Below are 13538 nucleotides of genomic sequence, written 5' to 3'. Positions count from 1 at the left end.
GGATAATCATTCGTCGAATATTATTTTATAACTTTGTAGACTGAAATTTTTTAAGATGAAAAGAGTTGTTGTAGGACTTTCTGGAGGAGTAGATTCAAGTGTTACAGCCTATTTGCTAAAAGAGCAAGGTTATGATGTGATCGGATTATTTATGCGTAATTGGAACGATGCATCGGTAACGTTGGAAGATGAATGCCCATGGATAGAAGATAGTGCAGACGCTTTGTTGGTAGCTAAAAAATTAGATATTCCTTTTCAGGTAATTGATATGTCTGATTCGTACAAGGAACGTATTGTAGATTATATGTTCAATGAATACGAGCAAGGAAGAACACCAAATCCTGATGTGTTGTGTAACCGAGAAATTAAGTTCGATTTGTTTTTGAAAACAGCTTTAGAACTTGGAGCAGATTACGTTGCAACAGGACATTATGCACGAAAAACTTCTACAATTGATGAAAATGGAAAAGAGATTTTTCAATTGTTAAAAGGTAATGATAACAATAAAGATCAATCGTATTTCTTGTGTCAATTGTCGCAAGATCAATTAAGCAAAGCATTATTCCCAATTGGAGATATAGAAAAACCAGAAGTAAGAAGAATTGCGCAAGAGCAAGGCTTGGTTACAGCGAATAAGAAAGATTCGCAAGGTTTATGTTTTATTGGAAAAGTTAGTTTACCCGAATTTTTGCAACAACAATTAAAACCAAAAGAAGGTGTAATTGTAGAAATAGCCAAAGATTGGAACGGATATAAAAGAGAAATTCCAACTTTTGCAAATAAATACGAAGCATTAGATTTCGAAGCAAAAGGTTTCTCATACAAACAAGAAGACGGAGAAATTGTAGGTAAACATCAAGGTGCGCATTATTTCACTCGCGGTCAACGCAAAGGGTTGGGAGTTGGAGGAAAAGTAGAACCTTTGTTTATTATTGATACAGATGTAGAGACAAATGTTATTTACACTGGTCAAGGCGCTGATCATTCAGGTTTATTGAAGAAAGCATTGTTTATAAAAGAGGAGGAGGTACATTGGGTTCGCGAAGATTTAACTTTAAAAACAGACGATACAATGGAAGTGATGGCGCGTATTCGTTACCGTCAACCTTTGCAAAAAGCAATTTTACACAAAGCTGAAAACGGAATGTATGTTGAATTTGAAAATCCTCAATCTGCGATTACAGAAGGTCAATTTTGTGCGTGGTATGTTGATGACGAACTTTTAGGTTCTGGTGTAATTAATAATTAAAAATATAAACATCATTATTATATTGAAACGCTCAAGATTTTCTTGAGCGTTTTTTTATGCTTTTTTGAAAAATAATTTTAAACTAAGTATTTTTTAGTTTGTAATTTTTAAATCAGAACAAATTTAGTTTAGCCAAAATATTTTTCTATTATTAATAATTTTATAGAAAAACGTTTTATGAATAATCATTTAAATGCTGATTATTAGAGGGTTTAATAGAATATTTTTAATCAAAATACTTCGTTATATTAATTCCTTTGATTATTTTTAAGTCTCAAAACATTATTAACACATTTTATCAACTACAAAAATGGCGAGATTAAACTTTTTAGAGGAAACGCGTTTTGAGAAAGTTCCTGTAACAGTCTACCCAAATCAACAAGTCGCATCATTGCAAGTCGCGCAAAGAATTGCTTCTATTATCAAAGAAAAACAATCAAACAATGAAACGGCAGTTTTAGGTTTGGCTACAGGTGCAACTCCGATTGGTGTTTACAAGGAATTGGTACGTTTGCATAAAGAAGAAGGTTTAAGTTTTCAGAATGTTGTTACATTTAATTTGGACGAGTATTATCCAATGCAACCTACTGCTGAACAGAGTTATGTTACATTTATGAACAAAAATTTATTTGATCATATTGACATTCCAAAAGATAATATTAACATTCCAGACGGAACATTAGAAGTTTCGGAAGTTCAGGCTTTTTGTGAAGCTTATGAGCAAAAAATCTCTGATTTTGGAGGCTTAGATATACAGATTTTAGGTATTGGTCGTACTGGACATATTGGTTTTAATGAACCAGGTTCTGCACCTAACTCAGCAACACGAATGGTTATTTTAGATGATTTAACTCGTCGTGATGCTTCGCGTGATTTTGGAGGAAAAGAAAATGTACCAACAAAAGCCATTACAATGGGAGTTGGAACAATTTTCAAAGCCAAAGAAATTATTTTAATGGCTTGGAATGAGAAGAAAGCTGAGATTCTTAAAAAAGCAGTCGAAGAAGAAATTTCTCCAGAAATTCCAGCAACTTATCTTCAATTATCAGAAAATGTAGAATTTGTTGTAGACGAAGACGCAGCTTCTTTATTAACTCGTTTTGATACGTCTTGGTTAACTCACGAAGTGAATTGGGATGCTATTTTAACGAAAAAAGCAGTGGTTTGGTTGTCATTAAAACTGAATAAAGCAATTTTGAAGTTAACGGATGATGATTATAACAATAATGGTATGGCTGATTTGGTTACAGAACAAGGTCCTGCATATAATATTAATATCAGAATCTTTAACGATTTACAACGTACGATTACAGGTTGGCCTGGTGGAAAACCGAATGTAGATGATACAAATAGACCAGAACGTGCAGAGCCAGCGAAGAAAGATGTGATTTTGTTTTCGCCTCATCCCGATGATGATGTAATTTCAATGGGAGGAACATTTATTCGTTTAGCAGATCAAGGTCATAATGTACACGTGGCATATCAAACTTCTGGAAATACAGCGGTTTGGGATGATGATGTATTGCGTTATTTAGAATTTGTGCAAGATTATGCTGGAGCGATTGATGAAAGTAATACTGTTACAAAAAAAACATACGAAGAAGCGCGAGAATTTTTTAAGAATAAGAAACCAAACGAAATTGATCCAGAACTTATTCGTAGAATAAAAGCACTTATTCGTAAAGGTGAAGCTATTGCAGGTGCACGTTTTGTAGGATTGAAAGATGAAAATATTCATTTCCAAGATTTACCTTTTTATGATAGAAGTAAATTTGAAAAAAATATTTCGTTTGAAGATGATATTCAGCAAACAATGGAATTATTACGTCAAGTAAAACCACAACAAGTTTTTGCGGCGGGTGATTTTGCTGATCCACATGGTACACATAAAGTTTGTTTTGATGTTTTATTCGAAGCTTTGACGCGTTTACGTAAAACAGATGAATGGACAAAAGATTGTTGGTTGTGGTTGTATCGTGGTGCGTGGCATGAATTCCCAATTCATGAAATAGAAATGGCAGTTCCGCTTTCTCCGCAAGAGGTAAAACGCAAGCGTTTGGCAATTTTTAAACATCAATCGCAAAAAGATGTTCCTGTTTATCCGGGAGATGATCCGCGTGAATTTTGGGTTCGTGCCGAAGATCGTACAAGTGAAACAGCTGGATTATACAATAAATTAGGACTTGCAGATTACGAAGCGATAGAAGCTTTTGTAAAATGGAAGTTTGAAGATTAAAATAAATATAAATCAATAAAAAACGCTCAGGATTTTCTTGAGCGTTTTATGTTAATATAATTTTATTAAAAAACTTTCCCGTCTGCTTTTGGTTGCTTAGGTAAACCATCTTGAAATCTCATCGAAGCATGTGTACCATCACAAAAAGGCTTATTAGAAGATTGTCCACAACGGCAAATTGTTTGTCGATTTCGCACTTCGTAATATTCGCCATTCGCACTTTTTAGCGGAATTCCTCCCCATAATGCATAAGGACCACTCAAATCATTCGCAACATCTTCAATAATTCCAACAGAAGCTGAGGTGTTATCATCTTCGATTGGTTGATTATTTTCATCCCAAACAATCAACCGTCCAGAAGGACAATGATGTGCCATTTCAACACTCAAATCAACAGAGTTTTGTGTGGAATCTTGGACTTGGTTCCAAATACGTTTTCCATTGTCACAAAATCGAGCAAAAGCACATAATTTTTCGTCATCAGTGAGCGAAACAACAGGTCCTTCTATAACTTCTGCAGTTAATAATTCAGGATTAAAAGTTGCTCTTTCAGTTAAATCAACACCATTTTCTGCTGCTTTTTTATGCGAACCATCACAATAAGGTTTGTGTTGGGATAATCCACAACGACAAAGATAAGTTGCATCCTTTGCTTCAAATTCTTCCCCTTGTTTGTAATTAACAGAAGTTCCTTGCTGATTTGGAACGATAAATTGCTGAACAATTTTAGGTTTTCCGTGCAAGATATAAGGTCCATTTTCTGTGACTTCTACATAGATACCATCTGTATTTTGAGTTGTCCCGATTTGAATATTTAACTTATTTTGATTATCCATAATTGTAGATTTTAGATTGAAATTATCTACAATTTAAAAAGTATTTTAGTTAGAATGATTTTAAATTTTTATTGATAATTCGTTAAAATTTAATAGATAAACCTTGTTGTTTTTATATAAGATTTAGAATGTTTTGATTAATTTTAATTAAAATAATTAGCATGTCGACAATTCAACTCAAACATACAGAAACCAAACATCACGATGCTTTGTTATACAATTTGCCAGAAGACCAAATTCCTTTTACGGCTTTGCCCAGCGAGACTTTTGAGCGTTTGAAATTACGCACAGATGGACATGCAAAACCAATTACAATTTTGTTAGATGAAGTGCCAATTGGTTTTTTTGTGTTAGATTATGGTGACGATAAATTGGAGATGACGAATAATACGAATTCGTTGTTGTTGCGTTCTTTATCGATAAATCCAGAATTTCAAGGAAAGGGATACGGAAAAATTTCGATGAATTTGATGGATGATTTTGTAAAAGATAATTTTCCTACAATTGATGAATTAGTTTTGGCGGTTAATTTCAAAAATAAATCAGCATATGATTTGTATCTAAAAGTCGGTTATATAGATGATGGTTCTCAACGGGAATGGTTCAATGGAATGCAACATTTGTTGAAGAAGAAAATTTAATTGTTAAACTCTTTCTTTCTCCCAAGCGACAACTTGCACACCTTCTGAATAATGCACTAAATCTGGTCTCGAATGGATATTTAAATCTTGAAGTTGATAATCAATCGTTAAAAAATCTAATTCAAGTTGATTGATTTTCCATGGTAAATGTTGAATTTCATAACGAAACAATTGATTGTGATCTTCCAGATACAAACAATATCGTTCAGTCAAAAATAAATCCAATTCAGTTTTGTGTTTAACTTGCATTCCAACATGAAAATCCGCTAATAAAGAGAAATTTCGTTCGGGATGATTGGCTTGATAAGAATTTTCTGTTCTATTGATATTTGATTTTTCGTATGGTAAACCTGATAATGATTTAGCTAAAATTGCAGAAAATAATTTTCCAGCTTCAATCGATAAAAAATAAACACCAGATTTACCATCTTTTGTGACATAGGTTCTCAAATTAATTTCGTCAAAATCAGAAATAGGAGAGAATGCAGGTAAAAATCGAGGTCGAATTTTTTCCATTGTAAAGGCGACAAGCGAAACCCAAGCATAATCATTTATTTCATCAATTTCTAAATCTTTTGGAACGAATTCTCTCAAAATTTCTTTGTCAATTTTGTAATGAAAAAATAAAGCTTTGTTCCATTCTTGATAATATTTCCACGATTTTGAAGGATATTGCCAAGCACGATGATTTGTTTCGGCTAAAATTTGTTTGATCGTATATTTCACTTAAAACCTTGTTAAACTTATTGTTGAAGGTACAAAATCTATTGCGAAATAAAGAAAATTGTAGTTACTTCGCATACCAATTTTTATCATATGAAAAACTTGTTTTATGTCTTCGTGATTAGTTTTTTAACGTCATGTGCAGCAATACATAATGTGCCAACTTCTCAGAATCCAAATAATTTTATTCAACCGAATACAACAAGTTCTTTTGTGGATCAAAACGGAAATTTTTACCCAGATAATTGGTTGAAATCGTATGGTAAACCTCCTAAAAATGCAAGTCGTAGAGATTATTCGTTGATGAAAATTGCGACTGAAAGTAACTTCCAAAATCAATTAACTTCCTATGAAAGTTTGCGTTTGAAAAATATTGAAAAAAGAGTTAAAAATAAGAAACGTGTCATCATTTTTGTGCATGGAATTGACAATGATTATCTGTTTAGCTTGAAAAATTACAACAAAGCCAAAACCTATATGAATATTAATTCTTCGAATGATGAGGTAATTAATTTTTATTGGGATGGATTGGTGAACGAAAGTCTTTTTGGAGCGGCAAAAGTTTGGGTAAGTGCAACGACAAATAGCCAAATGGCGGGCGTTTTTGGACTTCGTAGAATTTTGAATGTCATTCATAACAAAGATGTTTATTTGATTTCGCATAGTCGTGGCGCATCGGTTGTTTTGAGTTCATTGGTGAATCCTTCGTTGCGTGAAAGTGAGATAAAACGTGCTGAAAATGCGCATCATGTCGATTTTACGAATGCAGAAACTTTGTTAGAAAATAATAACAAAATTTATAGTATTATGTTGGCGCCTGCAATTGGAAAAATTGATTTTACGTTGGATAATAATCAATTAAAAACGTTTACACCTCAGTTAAAACGCATGCATATCACGATAAATGATACGGATTATGTATTAGGGAAAGGAAAGATTGGATTTTTATCTCGAAGTTTGATTGCGACAGATTTTGGTTATAAAAAAGATTTGTTTGATGAACTTTCTAAAAATTATACTTTCTTAGAAGAAACTGATTTTTCAGGACAAAATTCACACGAATTTAGAGAATATATCACTAATCCGAAGTTTATTACAATTCTGAAAGAATTCAAGTTAGCGAAATAAAGCGAGGTTAGAAGTTCGAAACTCGAAATGCGAACTTCGAATCTCGCACTTCGAGATTCGAAAATCATTTCTTAAATTCAATTACTTCTAAATTTTCAATTTTTCCTTCGTTTAATTCAAAACGTAACATCGTACGAACTTTCTGAAAACCGTGTTTACCAACAGCGCCTGGATTCATATGAATTAAACCCAATTGCTTATCAGGCATCACTTTTAGAATGTGTGAATGTCCACAAATAAATAATTTCGGAGGATTTTCTGTGATTTCTTTTCGAATTGCAGGATTATATTTTCCTGGATAACCGCCAATATGCGTAATCCAAACGTCAACACCTTCTAACGTAAATCTGTTGTTGAGCGGAAATTCAGCGCGCGCTTTATTATCATCAATATTTCCATAAACAGCACGCAAAGGTTTTATTTCAGCTAATTTATCGGTTACAGAAATATCGCCAATATCGCCAGCATGCCAAATTTCGTCTGCTTGTTGCGCATATTCCAAAATTCTATCGTCGATATAAGAATGCGTGTCCGAAAGTAAAAGAATTTTCTTCAAAAGGTTGTATTTTTGTTGCTCAAATTTACAACAATTGCGATATTTTTTAGAATTAGCATACAACGGAAAAAATTATTTTGGTTATCAAATTCAACCCAATCAAATTTCGGTTCAAGAAGTTATTGAAGATAGATTGTCTAAAATCTTAAGAAAAGAAATTTCGATTGTCGGTGCAGGGCGCACAGATTCTGGTGTTCATGCGAAAAAGATGTTTATTCATTTTGATTATGAAGATGAATTATCGGTTGATTTAATCAAAAAATTAAATTCTTTTTTACCAAAAGACATCGCTGCTTATCGTTTATTTTTGATGGATGATGAAGCGCATGCGCGTTTTGATGCGACTTCGCGTTCGTACAATTATTTTATTTCACCTTTCAAAGATCCTTTTGCGTTTGATAGCGCTTGGATTTTTAACAGAGAATTGAATATTGAAAAAATGAATGAAGCAGCAAAATTGTTAATTAAACAAGGAGATTTCGGAAGTTTTGCTAAATTACATACCGATGTGAAAACAAATATTTGCGATGTAAGAGAGGCGTTTTGGCGCAAAAATGAAAACGGACAATTGATTTTTCAAATCACAGCCGATCGTTTTTTGCGAAATATGGTGCGCGCAATTGTTGGAACATTGGTTGAGGTTGGATTAGGAAGAATTTCTATCCATGATTTTGAAGAAATTATTGAACAAAAACAACGTTCTTCGGCAGGAGCTTCGGCGCCAGCGCAAGGATTGTATTTGGTAGATGTTCAATATCCAAAAGAATTATTTAAAAATGAGTTCAAATAACGAAAATACATCGTTTGATTTTAATGGATTAAAACGTGTTTTACAAATCGGGGCGCAAAGCAAAGTTATGTTTTGGTCGGTGGTTTTTGTAGCGGTTTTTAGTGCGTGTTTTTCTGTTTATCGTCCGTATTTAACGGGGAATATCATCGATGATTATATTCAGACAAAAGATTTACCAGGGCTTCAAATGCAAATCGTGAAACTATCTTTGGTATTAGTTTTCGAAGGAATTTTGTCTTTTTTTATGGTTTATTTAGCGAATGTTGTTGCACAGCGAGTTATCCGTTTGTTGCGCGTTCGTTTGTATAATCATTTGATCAAATTCAAGCTTGGTTATTTCGATAAAACGCCAAATGGCGTTTTGGTGACGCGTTCAGTTTCTGATATTGAAACGATTGCAGAGGTTTTCAACGACGGAATTTTAGTGATGTTAGGCGATGTATTGAAAATCGTTTTCATCGTTTTTGTGATGTATTGGATGAACTGGGTTTTGGCAACAGTTGTGATTGTGATTCTTCCGTTGATGATGATTATTACACGACTATTCCAAAAAGCATTGAAAAATGTTTATCAAGAAGAACGTACAATTGTGGCGAAGTTGAATACGTTTGTGCAAGAACGATTAACTGGAATGAATATTATTCAGGTTTTTAATCGTCAGCAAGCAGAATATGACAAATTCGTTTCGATTAATAATGATTTAAAGAAAAACTATCTAAAAACAGTTTTCTATTTTTCTTTAATGTTTCCTGTTGTCGATATTATTTCGGCTTTAGCGACGGGAAGTTTGATCTGGTTTGGAGGGCTTAGAACTGCTGTTTATGGAGATGTTTCTGTCGGAGATTTGATTGCTTTTACGCAATATGTTACGTTGTTAACTGCGCCTATGCGTGCAATTGCAGAGCGTTTCAATACCATTCAGCGTGGTTTGGTAGGAGCAGATCGTGTGTTCAAAATTATTGATGATGATCAAACGTTGCCAGATAATGGAACAATAAAATTGGATCATGTGAAAGGTAAAATCGATTTTGAAAATGTGAAGTTTTCTTATGTTCCGAATAATTTAGTATTGAAAGGAATTTCTTTTTCGACTAAACCAGGTGAAAAAATTGCAATTGTAGGTGCGACAGGAGCAGGAAAATCCACAATTATTAATTTATTGAGTCGTTTTTATGACATCGATTCTGGAACAATTAAAATAGATGATGTAAATATTCATGATATGGAATTGAAGAATTTACGTCAACACGTTGCAGTTGTTTTGCAGGATGTTTTCTTGTTTAATACAACGATTTATGACAATATTGTTTTAGGTAATAAAGATATTTCGTTGGAAGAAGTCCAAAATGCTGCGAAAATTATTGGAATTGATAATTTTATTATGTCGTTACCAAAAGGTTATTACAGCGAGGTAAGCGAGCGTGGTTCGACACTTTCTGTAGGTCAGCGTCAATTGATTTCGTTTTTGAGAGCATATATTTATAATCCAGAGATTTTGGTGTTGGACGAGGCAACTTCTTCTATTGATACAGAGTCGGAAGAATTGATACAAAAAGCAACGGATAAGCTAACGCAAGGCAGAACTTCTATCATTATTGCACATCGTTTGGCAACGATTCAAAATGCAGATAAAATTATTGTGATGGATAATGGAATGATTGTTGAACAAGGTACACACAGCGAATTGTTGGGTCAGAAAGGTTATTATGCCAATTTATATGAAGTCCAATTCTCGAAAGAAAATTAAAAATTTAACAGAAATAAATCGTTAGATTTGTTTAACTTGAACAATCAATAATATTAACTTTAAAACTCTAATTAAAAATGAAAAAATTATTTTTAGCTGCTGCAGTATTAGGTGTAGTTTCTTTATCTTCTTGTAAATCTGAAAAAGAAAAAGTAGATGCAAAAGTAGAAAGTACGCAAGAAAATGTAGCAAATACAGTAGAAGAGCAAGTAGAAGCTGGAAAAGAGACAATGGATAAAGTTGCTGATGTAGCAAAAGATTTACCAACTTTCTCTGATCCAAAAATTACTGAATTTGTTGGGAAATACAACAAATGGGCTGCTGATATGAAATTAGCTGCAACTGCTGGTGATGCAAATAAATTAGCTGAATTGACAAAACAATCAGTAGATTTTCAAAAAGAATTACAAGGTTTTACTCAAACTTTGAAACCAGAAGATGCTAAAAAATTACAAGATTGGACAGCTGAAATTCAGAAACAATTAAACAAATAATTAAATTTATATTTAATGATAAGCTCGAATTTATTCGAGCTTTTTTTATGGATTAAATTATGATTTATGATATAGATTGATAATATAATAATGTATATCTTTATCACAAAAATTTATAGATATCAATTTTTATATATGACATTAGTACAATTACAATATGTGCTGGCAGTGGCTGAGCATAAGAACTTTACAATTGCTGCTGATAAATCCTTTGTAACTCAACCAACATTGAGTATGCAGATTCAGAAATTGGAAAAAGAATTGAATATTGATATTTTCGATAGAACATCGCATCCAATCAAAATCACTCAAATTGGAGAGAAAATTGTTGCGCAAGCAAAAACAATTTTAATGGAAGCTAACCGAATGAAACACTTGGTAAACGAAGAAAAAGGTTTATTAGAAGGTGATTTCATTATTGGTGTTATTCCTACTGTTTTACCTTCTTTGGTACCATTATTTTATAAAACATTTCAGAAAAATAATCCGAAATCAAATCTTATTATCAAAGAATTGCAAACGGATAAAATTATAAAAGGAATAAAAGATGGTTCGTTGGATTTTGGAATTGTGGTTTCGCCACTTTTCGAGGATCAAATTATCGAAAAACCGCTTTATTATGAGCCATTGGTGGCTTATGTGCCAAACGGACATCGATTATCTGACAAAGATAAAATTAATGAAGATGATTTAAACACTTCTGATTTATTAATCTTGCAAGAAGGACATTGTTTCAGAAATAATGTGTTGGCTTTATGTGATACTTCTAATCTGAAAAATCGTCCGATTAAGTTAGATTCAGGAAGTTTTGAAGCTTTAGTTAAATTAGCAAACGATGGATACGGAATGACTTTGTTGCCTGCTTTGGTTGCAGATGATTTACCTCAAGAATATAAGAAATTTGTCAAAAACTTTGAGTCGCCAGTTCCAACGCGCGAAGTTTCGTTGATTTTTCATCAATCTCAATTAAGAGATTCTTTCGAGAAAGAATTAATCAATACAATTCAAAGTATTTTGAGAGGAAAAATATTCTTAGAAAAAGATCAAAAATTAGATTCGAATATGGTTTCTTTACCAAAATAATAAAAAAAAACGACTCAAAANNTTTTGAGTCGTTTTTTTTTATGTCTTCAAATTTCCTTTAAGGAACTATTGTTGTAAATAAATATGTGGCAAAAAGTGTTAATAAAACAATTCCTTGCTGAATATTTGTTCGACCAGAATTTAATGATAAATAAACGGTGAACAAGGATAACACTAATAAGATAGATGACTTTGCATCTATTCCTAATGTGACTTCTAATCCTGTGAAATAACAAACAATTGCTACGGCAGGAATTGTTAAACCAATTGATGCTAAGGCCGAACCTAAAGCCAAGTTAAGACTTGTTTGTAAACGGTCTTGTTTTGCTGCTTTATATGCGGCTAAACCTTCTGGTAATAAGATAACTCCGGCAATTATAATTCCCACTAATGATTTTGGAGCGCCTAAATCCATCACAATTGTTTCGATGGTTGGCGATAATTTTTTTGATAACAAAACAACTGCACACAAAGCAACTAATAATAAAACCAAACTAGAAATTGTTGTAAGTAAATTTGGTTTTTCTACATGCAATTCTGATGTCACATTATCTTTGCTACTTTGTGGTAAGAAATAATCGCGGTGACGAATGGTTTGAACAGAAATAAATCCGCCATATAAAATCAACGAAATAATTGCGACAAAAATTAATTGACTTGTCGAAAATTCTCCTCCTTTTTCTGAAGTTAAAAAATTAGGTAAAACTAAGGTTAATATAGATATTGCAACTAAAGTAATTAAAGCAGTTGAAACACCTTGTTTGATGAAATTTTGTTCTCTATAACGAACTCCTCCAGCCAATAAACAGATTCCGATAATTCCGGTAAGAATAATCATTACAGCAGCAAAAACGGTATCTCTTGCCAAAACAGAAGGGAAGCCGGTAGGTTCTGACATCATTAATGAAACAATTAGCGAAACTTCTATAACTGTAATAGCTAAAGCCAATATAATGGTTCCGAAAGGTTCTCCAACTTTATGCGCTACAACTTCTGCGTGATGTACAGCTGATAAAACGGCTGAAATTAAAATGATTCCTAAGACTCCAGAAAACCACATCTGACCTTTAAATCCTTCGGCTATAGTTAGTGAAAATATGGCAAGAATGGGACAGATGATTGTCCAATATGGTAAAGCTAAATTGAATTTTTTTGAAAGAAAATTATCTACATGCATTAATTATGAGGTTTTGGATTTTCACAAATTTAATAAATAATATTGATAATTGTTATGTGTAATTATCATAAATAATAATAATTATAACGTTTAATTATCATAAATATTAATAGTTATAACGTTTAATTATCATAAATATTAATAGTTATTTCAATAATTGAGTAAAAATAAACTTTTTAACTAATGATTATCATACCTCTACTATCAATAAACGATTAAATTTGCAAAATGTTAAACGTATCTGACGAAAAGTTAAAAAAATGGTTTAGCACATCATGTGTGTGGGAAACGATAAGTTGTACGCTCTTATTTTTGGTCGCAATGCCAATAAAATATCAATTCGGTTATGTGTTGCCAATGCCATTTGCTGGTTGTTTTCACGGTTTTTGGTTTACAGCTTACTTGATTTTACTTTTTAGAGTCAGAAGAATATATAAATGGGACGACGAAGACTTTATCATTTATGTGATGTACGCATTTATTCCGTTTGCAACTTTAGCGGTACATAAAGTAATAAAAGAGGATAAAAATAATAGATAAATAAAAAAACGGTTTCTTTTTGAAACCGTTTTTTAATACCCATATATTTTGCGCCATTTAGCTACAGTGTTTCGACTGATTTTAAATTTATCAGCAGTATACGTATTGGTATAATTATTTTTTTGCTGAAATTTTAAAATTTCTAAAACAGAATTCAAATCATAAGATTTATGCTTTTGATTTTCGGCTGTTTTGTTAGCATTTAAGATTTCTGAAACTTTTATAACATCCAAGACATTCATATTCTTTTTTAACAATTTTTTTGTCTGTTCAGTTTTTTCAGGAAAATTACGTTTGATAATGTCTTGATAGATTTTTTGGTAGTTTGGTTTTTCCAT

The 13538-nt window shown here is 32.3% G+C and carries 14 protein-coding genes; 9 read left to right on the top strand and 5 right to left on the bottom strand.

Annotated features, from left to right (window positions below; translation table 11 throughout):
- The first annotated feature begins 55 nt into the window (after nt 1–55).
- The gene (mnmA, locus tag B4A23_RS11675) at nt 56–1249 is read left to right on the top strand and encodes a tRNA 2-thiouridine(34) synthase MnmA (protein WP_114999257.1); all 1194 of its coding nucleotides are present in this window, start codon (nt 56–58) and stop codon (nt 1247–1249) included.
- A gap of 310 nt (nt 1250–1559) precedes the next feature.
- Complete coding sequence (nagB, locus tag B4A23_RS11670; RefSeq protein WP_291120220.1) at nt 1560–3485, top strand: glucosamine-6-phosphate deaminase; 1926 nt, start codon at nt 1560–1562, stop codon at nt 3483–3485.
- A gap of 65 nt (nt 3486–3550) precedes the next feature.
- Here the strand turns inward: nagB and B4A23_RS11665 are convergent, their stop codons facing one another.
- Nucleotides 3551–4321, bottom strand: a complete 771-nt coding sequence (locus B4A23_RS11665; protein ID WP_291120217.1) for a CDGSH iron-sulfur domain-containing protein — start codon at nt 4319–4321, stop codon at nt 3551–3553.
- A gap of 161 nt (nt 4322–4482) precedes the next feature.
- Between B4A23_RS11665 and B4A23_RS11660 the strand changes: the two genes are divergently transcribed.
- Nucleotides 4483–4962, top strand: a complete 480-nt coding sequence (locus B4A23_RS11660; protein ID WP_291120214.1) for a GNAT family N-acetyltransferase — start codon at nt 4483–4485, stop codon at nt 4960–4962.
- A 3-nt stretch (nt 4963–4965) separates the two neighbouring features.
- Here B4A23_RS11660 and B4A23_RS11655 read toward each other — a convergent pair whose 3' ends face one another.
- Nucleotides 4966–5688 carry a YqjF family protein gene (locus tag B4A23_RS11655; RefSeq protein WP_291120211.1) on the bottom strand — a complete coding sequence of 241 codons (723 nt, stop codon included), beginning with the start codon at nt 5686–5688 and terminating at the stop codon, nt 4966–4968.
- A gap of 90 nt (nt 5689–5778) precedes the next feature.
- On the opposite strand from B4A23_RS11655, the gene B4A23_RS11650 reads away from it, so the two are divergent.
- The gene (locus B4A23_RS11650; protein WP_291120208.1) at nt 5779–6813 is read left to right on the top strand and encodes an alpha/beta hydrolase; all 1035 of its coding nucleotides are present in this window, start codon (nt 5779–5781) and stop codon (nt 6811–6813) included.
- Between the two features lie 64 nt (nt 6814–6877).
- Here B4A23_RS11650 and B4A23_RS11645 read toward each other — a convergent pair whose 3' ends face one another.
- Nucleotides 6878–7369 (bottom strand): metallophosphoesterase family protein, encoded by a 492-nt coding sequence (locus tag B4A23_RS11645; protein WP_291120205.1) that lies wholly within the window; start codon nt 7367–7369, stop codon nt 6878–6880.
- 34 nt (nt 7370–7403) lie between these two features.
- Between B4A23_RS11645 and truA the strand changes: the two genes are divergently transcribed.
- From truA to B4A23_RS11625, 4 genes are all read left to right on the top strand, one after another.
- Nucleotides 7404–8159, top strand: coding sequence for a tRNA pseudouridine(38-40) synthase TruA (truA, locus tag B4A23_RS11640; RefSeq protein WP_282630558.1), 756 nt, complete (start codon nt 7404–7406; stop codon nt 8157–8159).
- Entirely contained in the window at nt 8146–9906 is a 1761-nt protein-coding gene (locus B4A23_RS11635; RefSeq protein WP_291120199.1) for an ABC transporter ATP-binding protein, read from the top strand. Before truA ends, B4A23_RS11635 begins: the two co-directional genes overlap by 14 nt.
- Nucleotides 9907–9983: 77 nt before the next feature.
- On the top strand, nt 9984–10400 hold the full coding sequence (locus B4A23_RS11630) for a hypothetical protein (RefSeq protein ID WP_291120196.1): 417 nt from the start codon (nt 9984–9986) through the stop codon (nt 10398–10400).
- A gap of 135 nt (nt 10401–10535) precedes the next feature.
- On the top strand, nt 10536–11483 hold the full coding sequence (locus tag B4A23_RS11625) for a LysR substrate-binding domain-containing protein (protein ID WP_291120193.1): 948 nt from the start codon (nt 10536–10538) through the stop codon (nt 11481–11483).
- A 58-nt stretch (nt 11484–11541) separates the two neighbouring features.
- Here B4A23_RS11625 and B4A23_RS11620 read toward each other — a convergent pair whose 3' ends face one another.
- Nucleotides 11542–12660, bottom strand: coding sequence for a calcium:proton antiporter (locus B4A23_RS11620; protein ID WP_180906021.1), 1119 nt, complete (start codon nt 12658–12660; stop codon nt 11542–11544).
- 228 nt (nt 12661–12888) lie between these two features.
- Here B4A23_RS11620 and B4A23_RS11615 point away from each other — a divergent pair, with 228 nt between their 5' ends.
- Nucleotides 12889–13200 carry a DUF3817 domain-containing protein gene (locus B4A23_RS11615; protein WP_286479686.1) on the top strand — a complete coding sequence of 104 codons (312 nt, stop codon included), beginning with the start codon at nt 12889–12891 and terminating at the stop codon, nt 13198–13200.
- 32 nt (nt 13201–13232) lie between these two features.
- On the opposite strand, the gene B4A23_RS11610 is transcribed toward B4A23_RS11615, so the two are convergent.
- Nucleotides 13233–13538, bottom strand: coding sequence for a helix-turn-helix domain-containing protein (locus B4A23_RS11610; protein WP_219034548.1), 306 nt, complete (start codon nt 13536–13538; stop codon nt 13233–13235).

Origin of the sequence: Empedobacter sp. UBA7248, assembly GCF_002472945.1 — a bacterium.
Lineage (GTDB): Bacteria > Bacteroidota > Bacteroidia > Flavobacteriales > Weeksellaceae > Empedobacter > Empedobacter falsenii_C.
Note: the sequence above shows the minus strand (reverse complement) of the source record. Positions and strands in the feature narration are given on the sequence as shown.

Excerpts from the sequence above, each read along its gene's own strand:
- mnmA (WP_114999257.1), top strand. The coding sequence starts at position 56 with ATGAAAAGAGTTGTTGTAGGACTTTCTGGAGGAGTAGATTCAAGTGTT.
- nagB (WP_291120220.1), top strand. The coding sequence starts at position 1,560 with ATGGCGAGATTAAACTTTTTAGAGGAAACGCGTTTTGAGAAAGTTCCT.
- B4A23_RS11665 (WP_291120217.1), bottom strand. The coding sequence starts at position 4,321 with ATGGATAATCAAAATAAGTTAAATATTCAAATCGGGACAACTCAAAAT.
- B4A23_RS11660 (WP_291120214.1), top strand. The coding sequence starts at position 4,483 with ATGTCGACAATTCAACTCAAACATACAGAAACCAAACATCACGATGCT.
- B4A23_RS11650 (WP_291120208.1), top strand. The coding sequence starts at position 5,779 with ATGAAAAACTTGTTTTATGTCTTCGTGATTAGTTTTTTAACGTCATGT.
- B4A23_RS11635 (WP_291120199.1), top strand. The coding sequence starts at position 8,146 with ATGAGTTCAAATAACGAAAATACATCGTTTGATTTTAATGGATTAAAA.
- B4A23_RS11630 (WP_291120196.1), top strand. The coding sequence starts at position 9,984 with ATGAAAAAATTATTTTTAGCTGCTGCAGTATTAGGTGTAGTTTCTTTA.
- B4A23_RS11625 (WP_291120193.1), top strand. The coding sequence starts at position 10,536 with ATGACATTAGTACAATTACAATATGTGCTGGCAGTGGCTGAGCATAAG.
- B4A23_RS11620 (WP_180906021.1), bottom strand. The coding sequence starts at position 12,660 with ATGCATGTAGATAATTTTCTTTCAAAAAAATTCAATTTAGCTTTACCA.
- B4A23_RS11615 (WP_286479686.1), top strand. The coding sequence starts at position 12,889 with ATGTTAAACGTATCTGACGAAAAGTTAAAAAAATGGTTTAGCACATCA.
- B4A23_RS11610 (WP_219034548.1), bottom strand. The coding sequence starts at position 13,538 with ATGGAAAAACCAAACTACCAAAAAATCTATCAAGACATTATCAAACGT.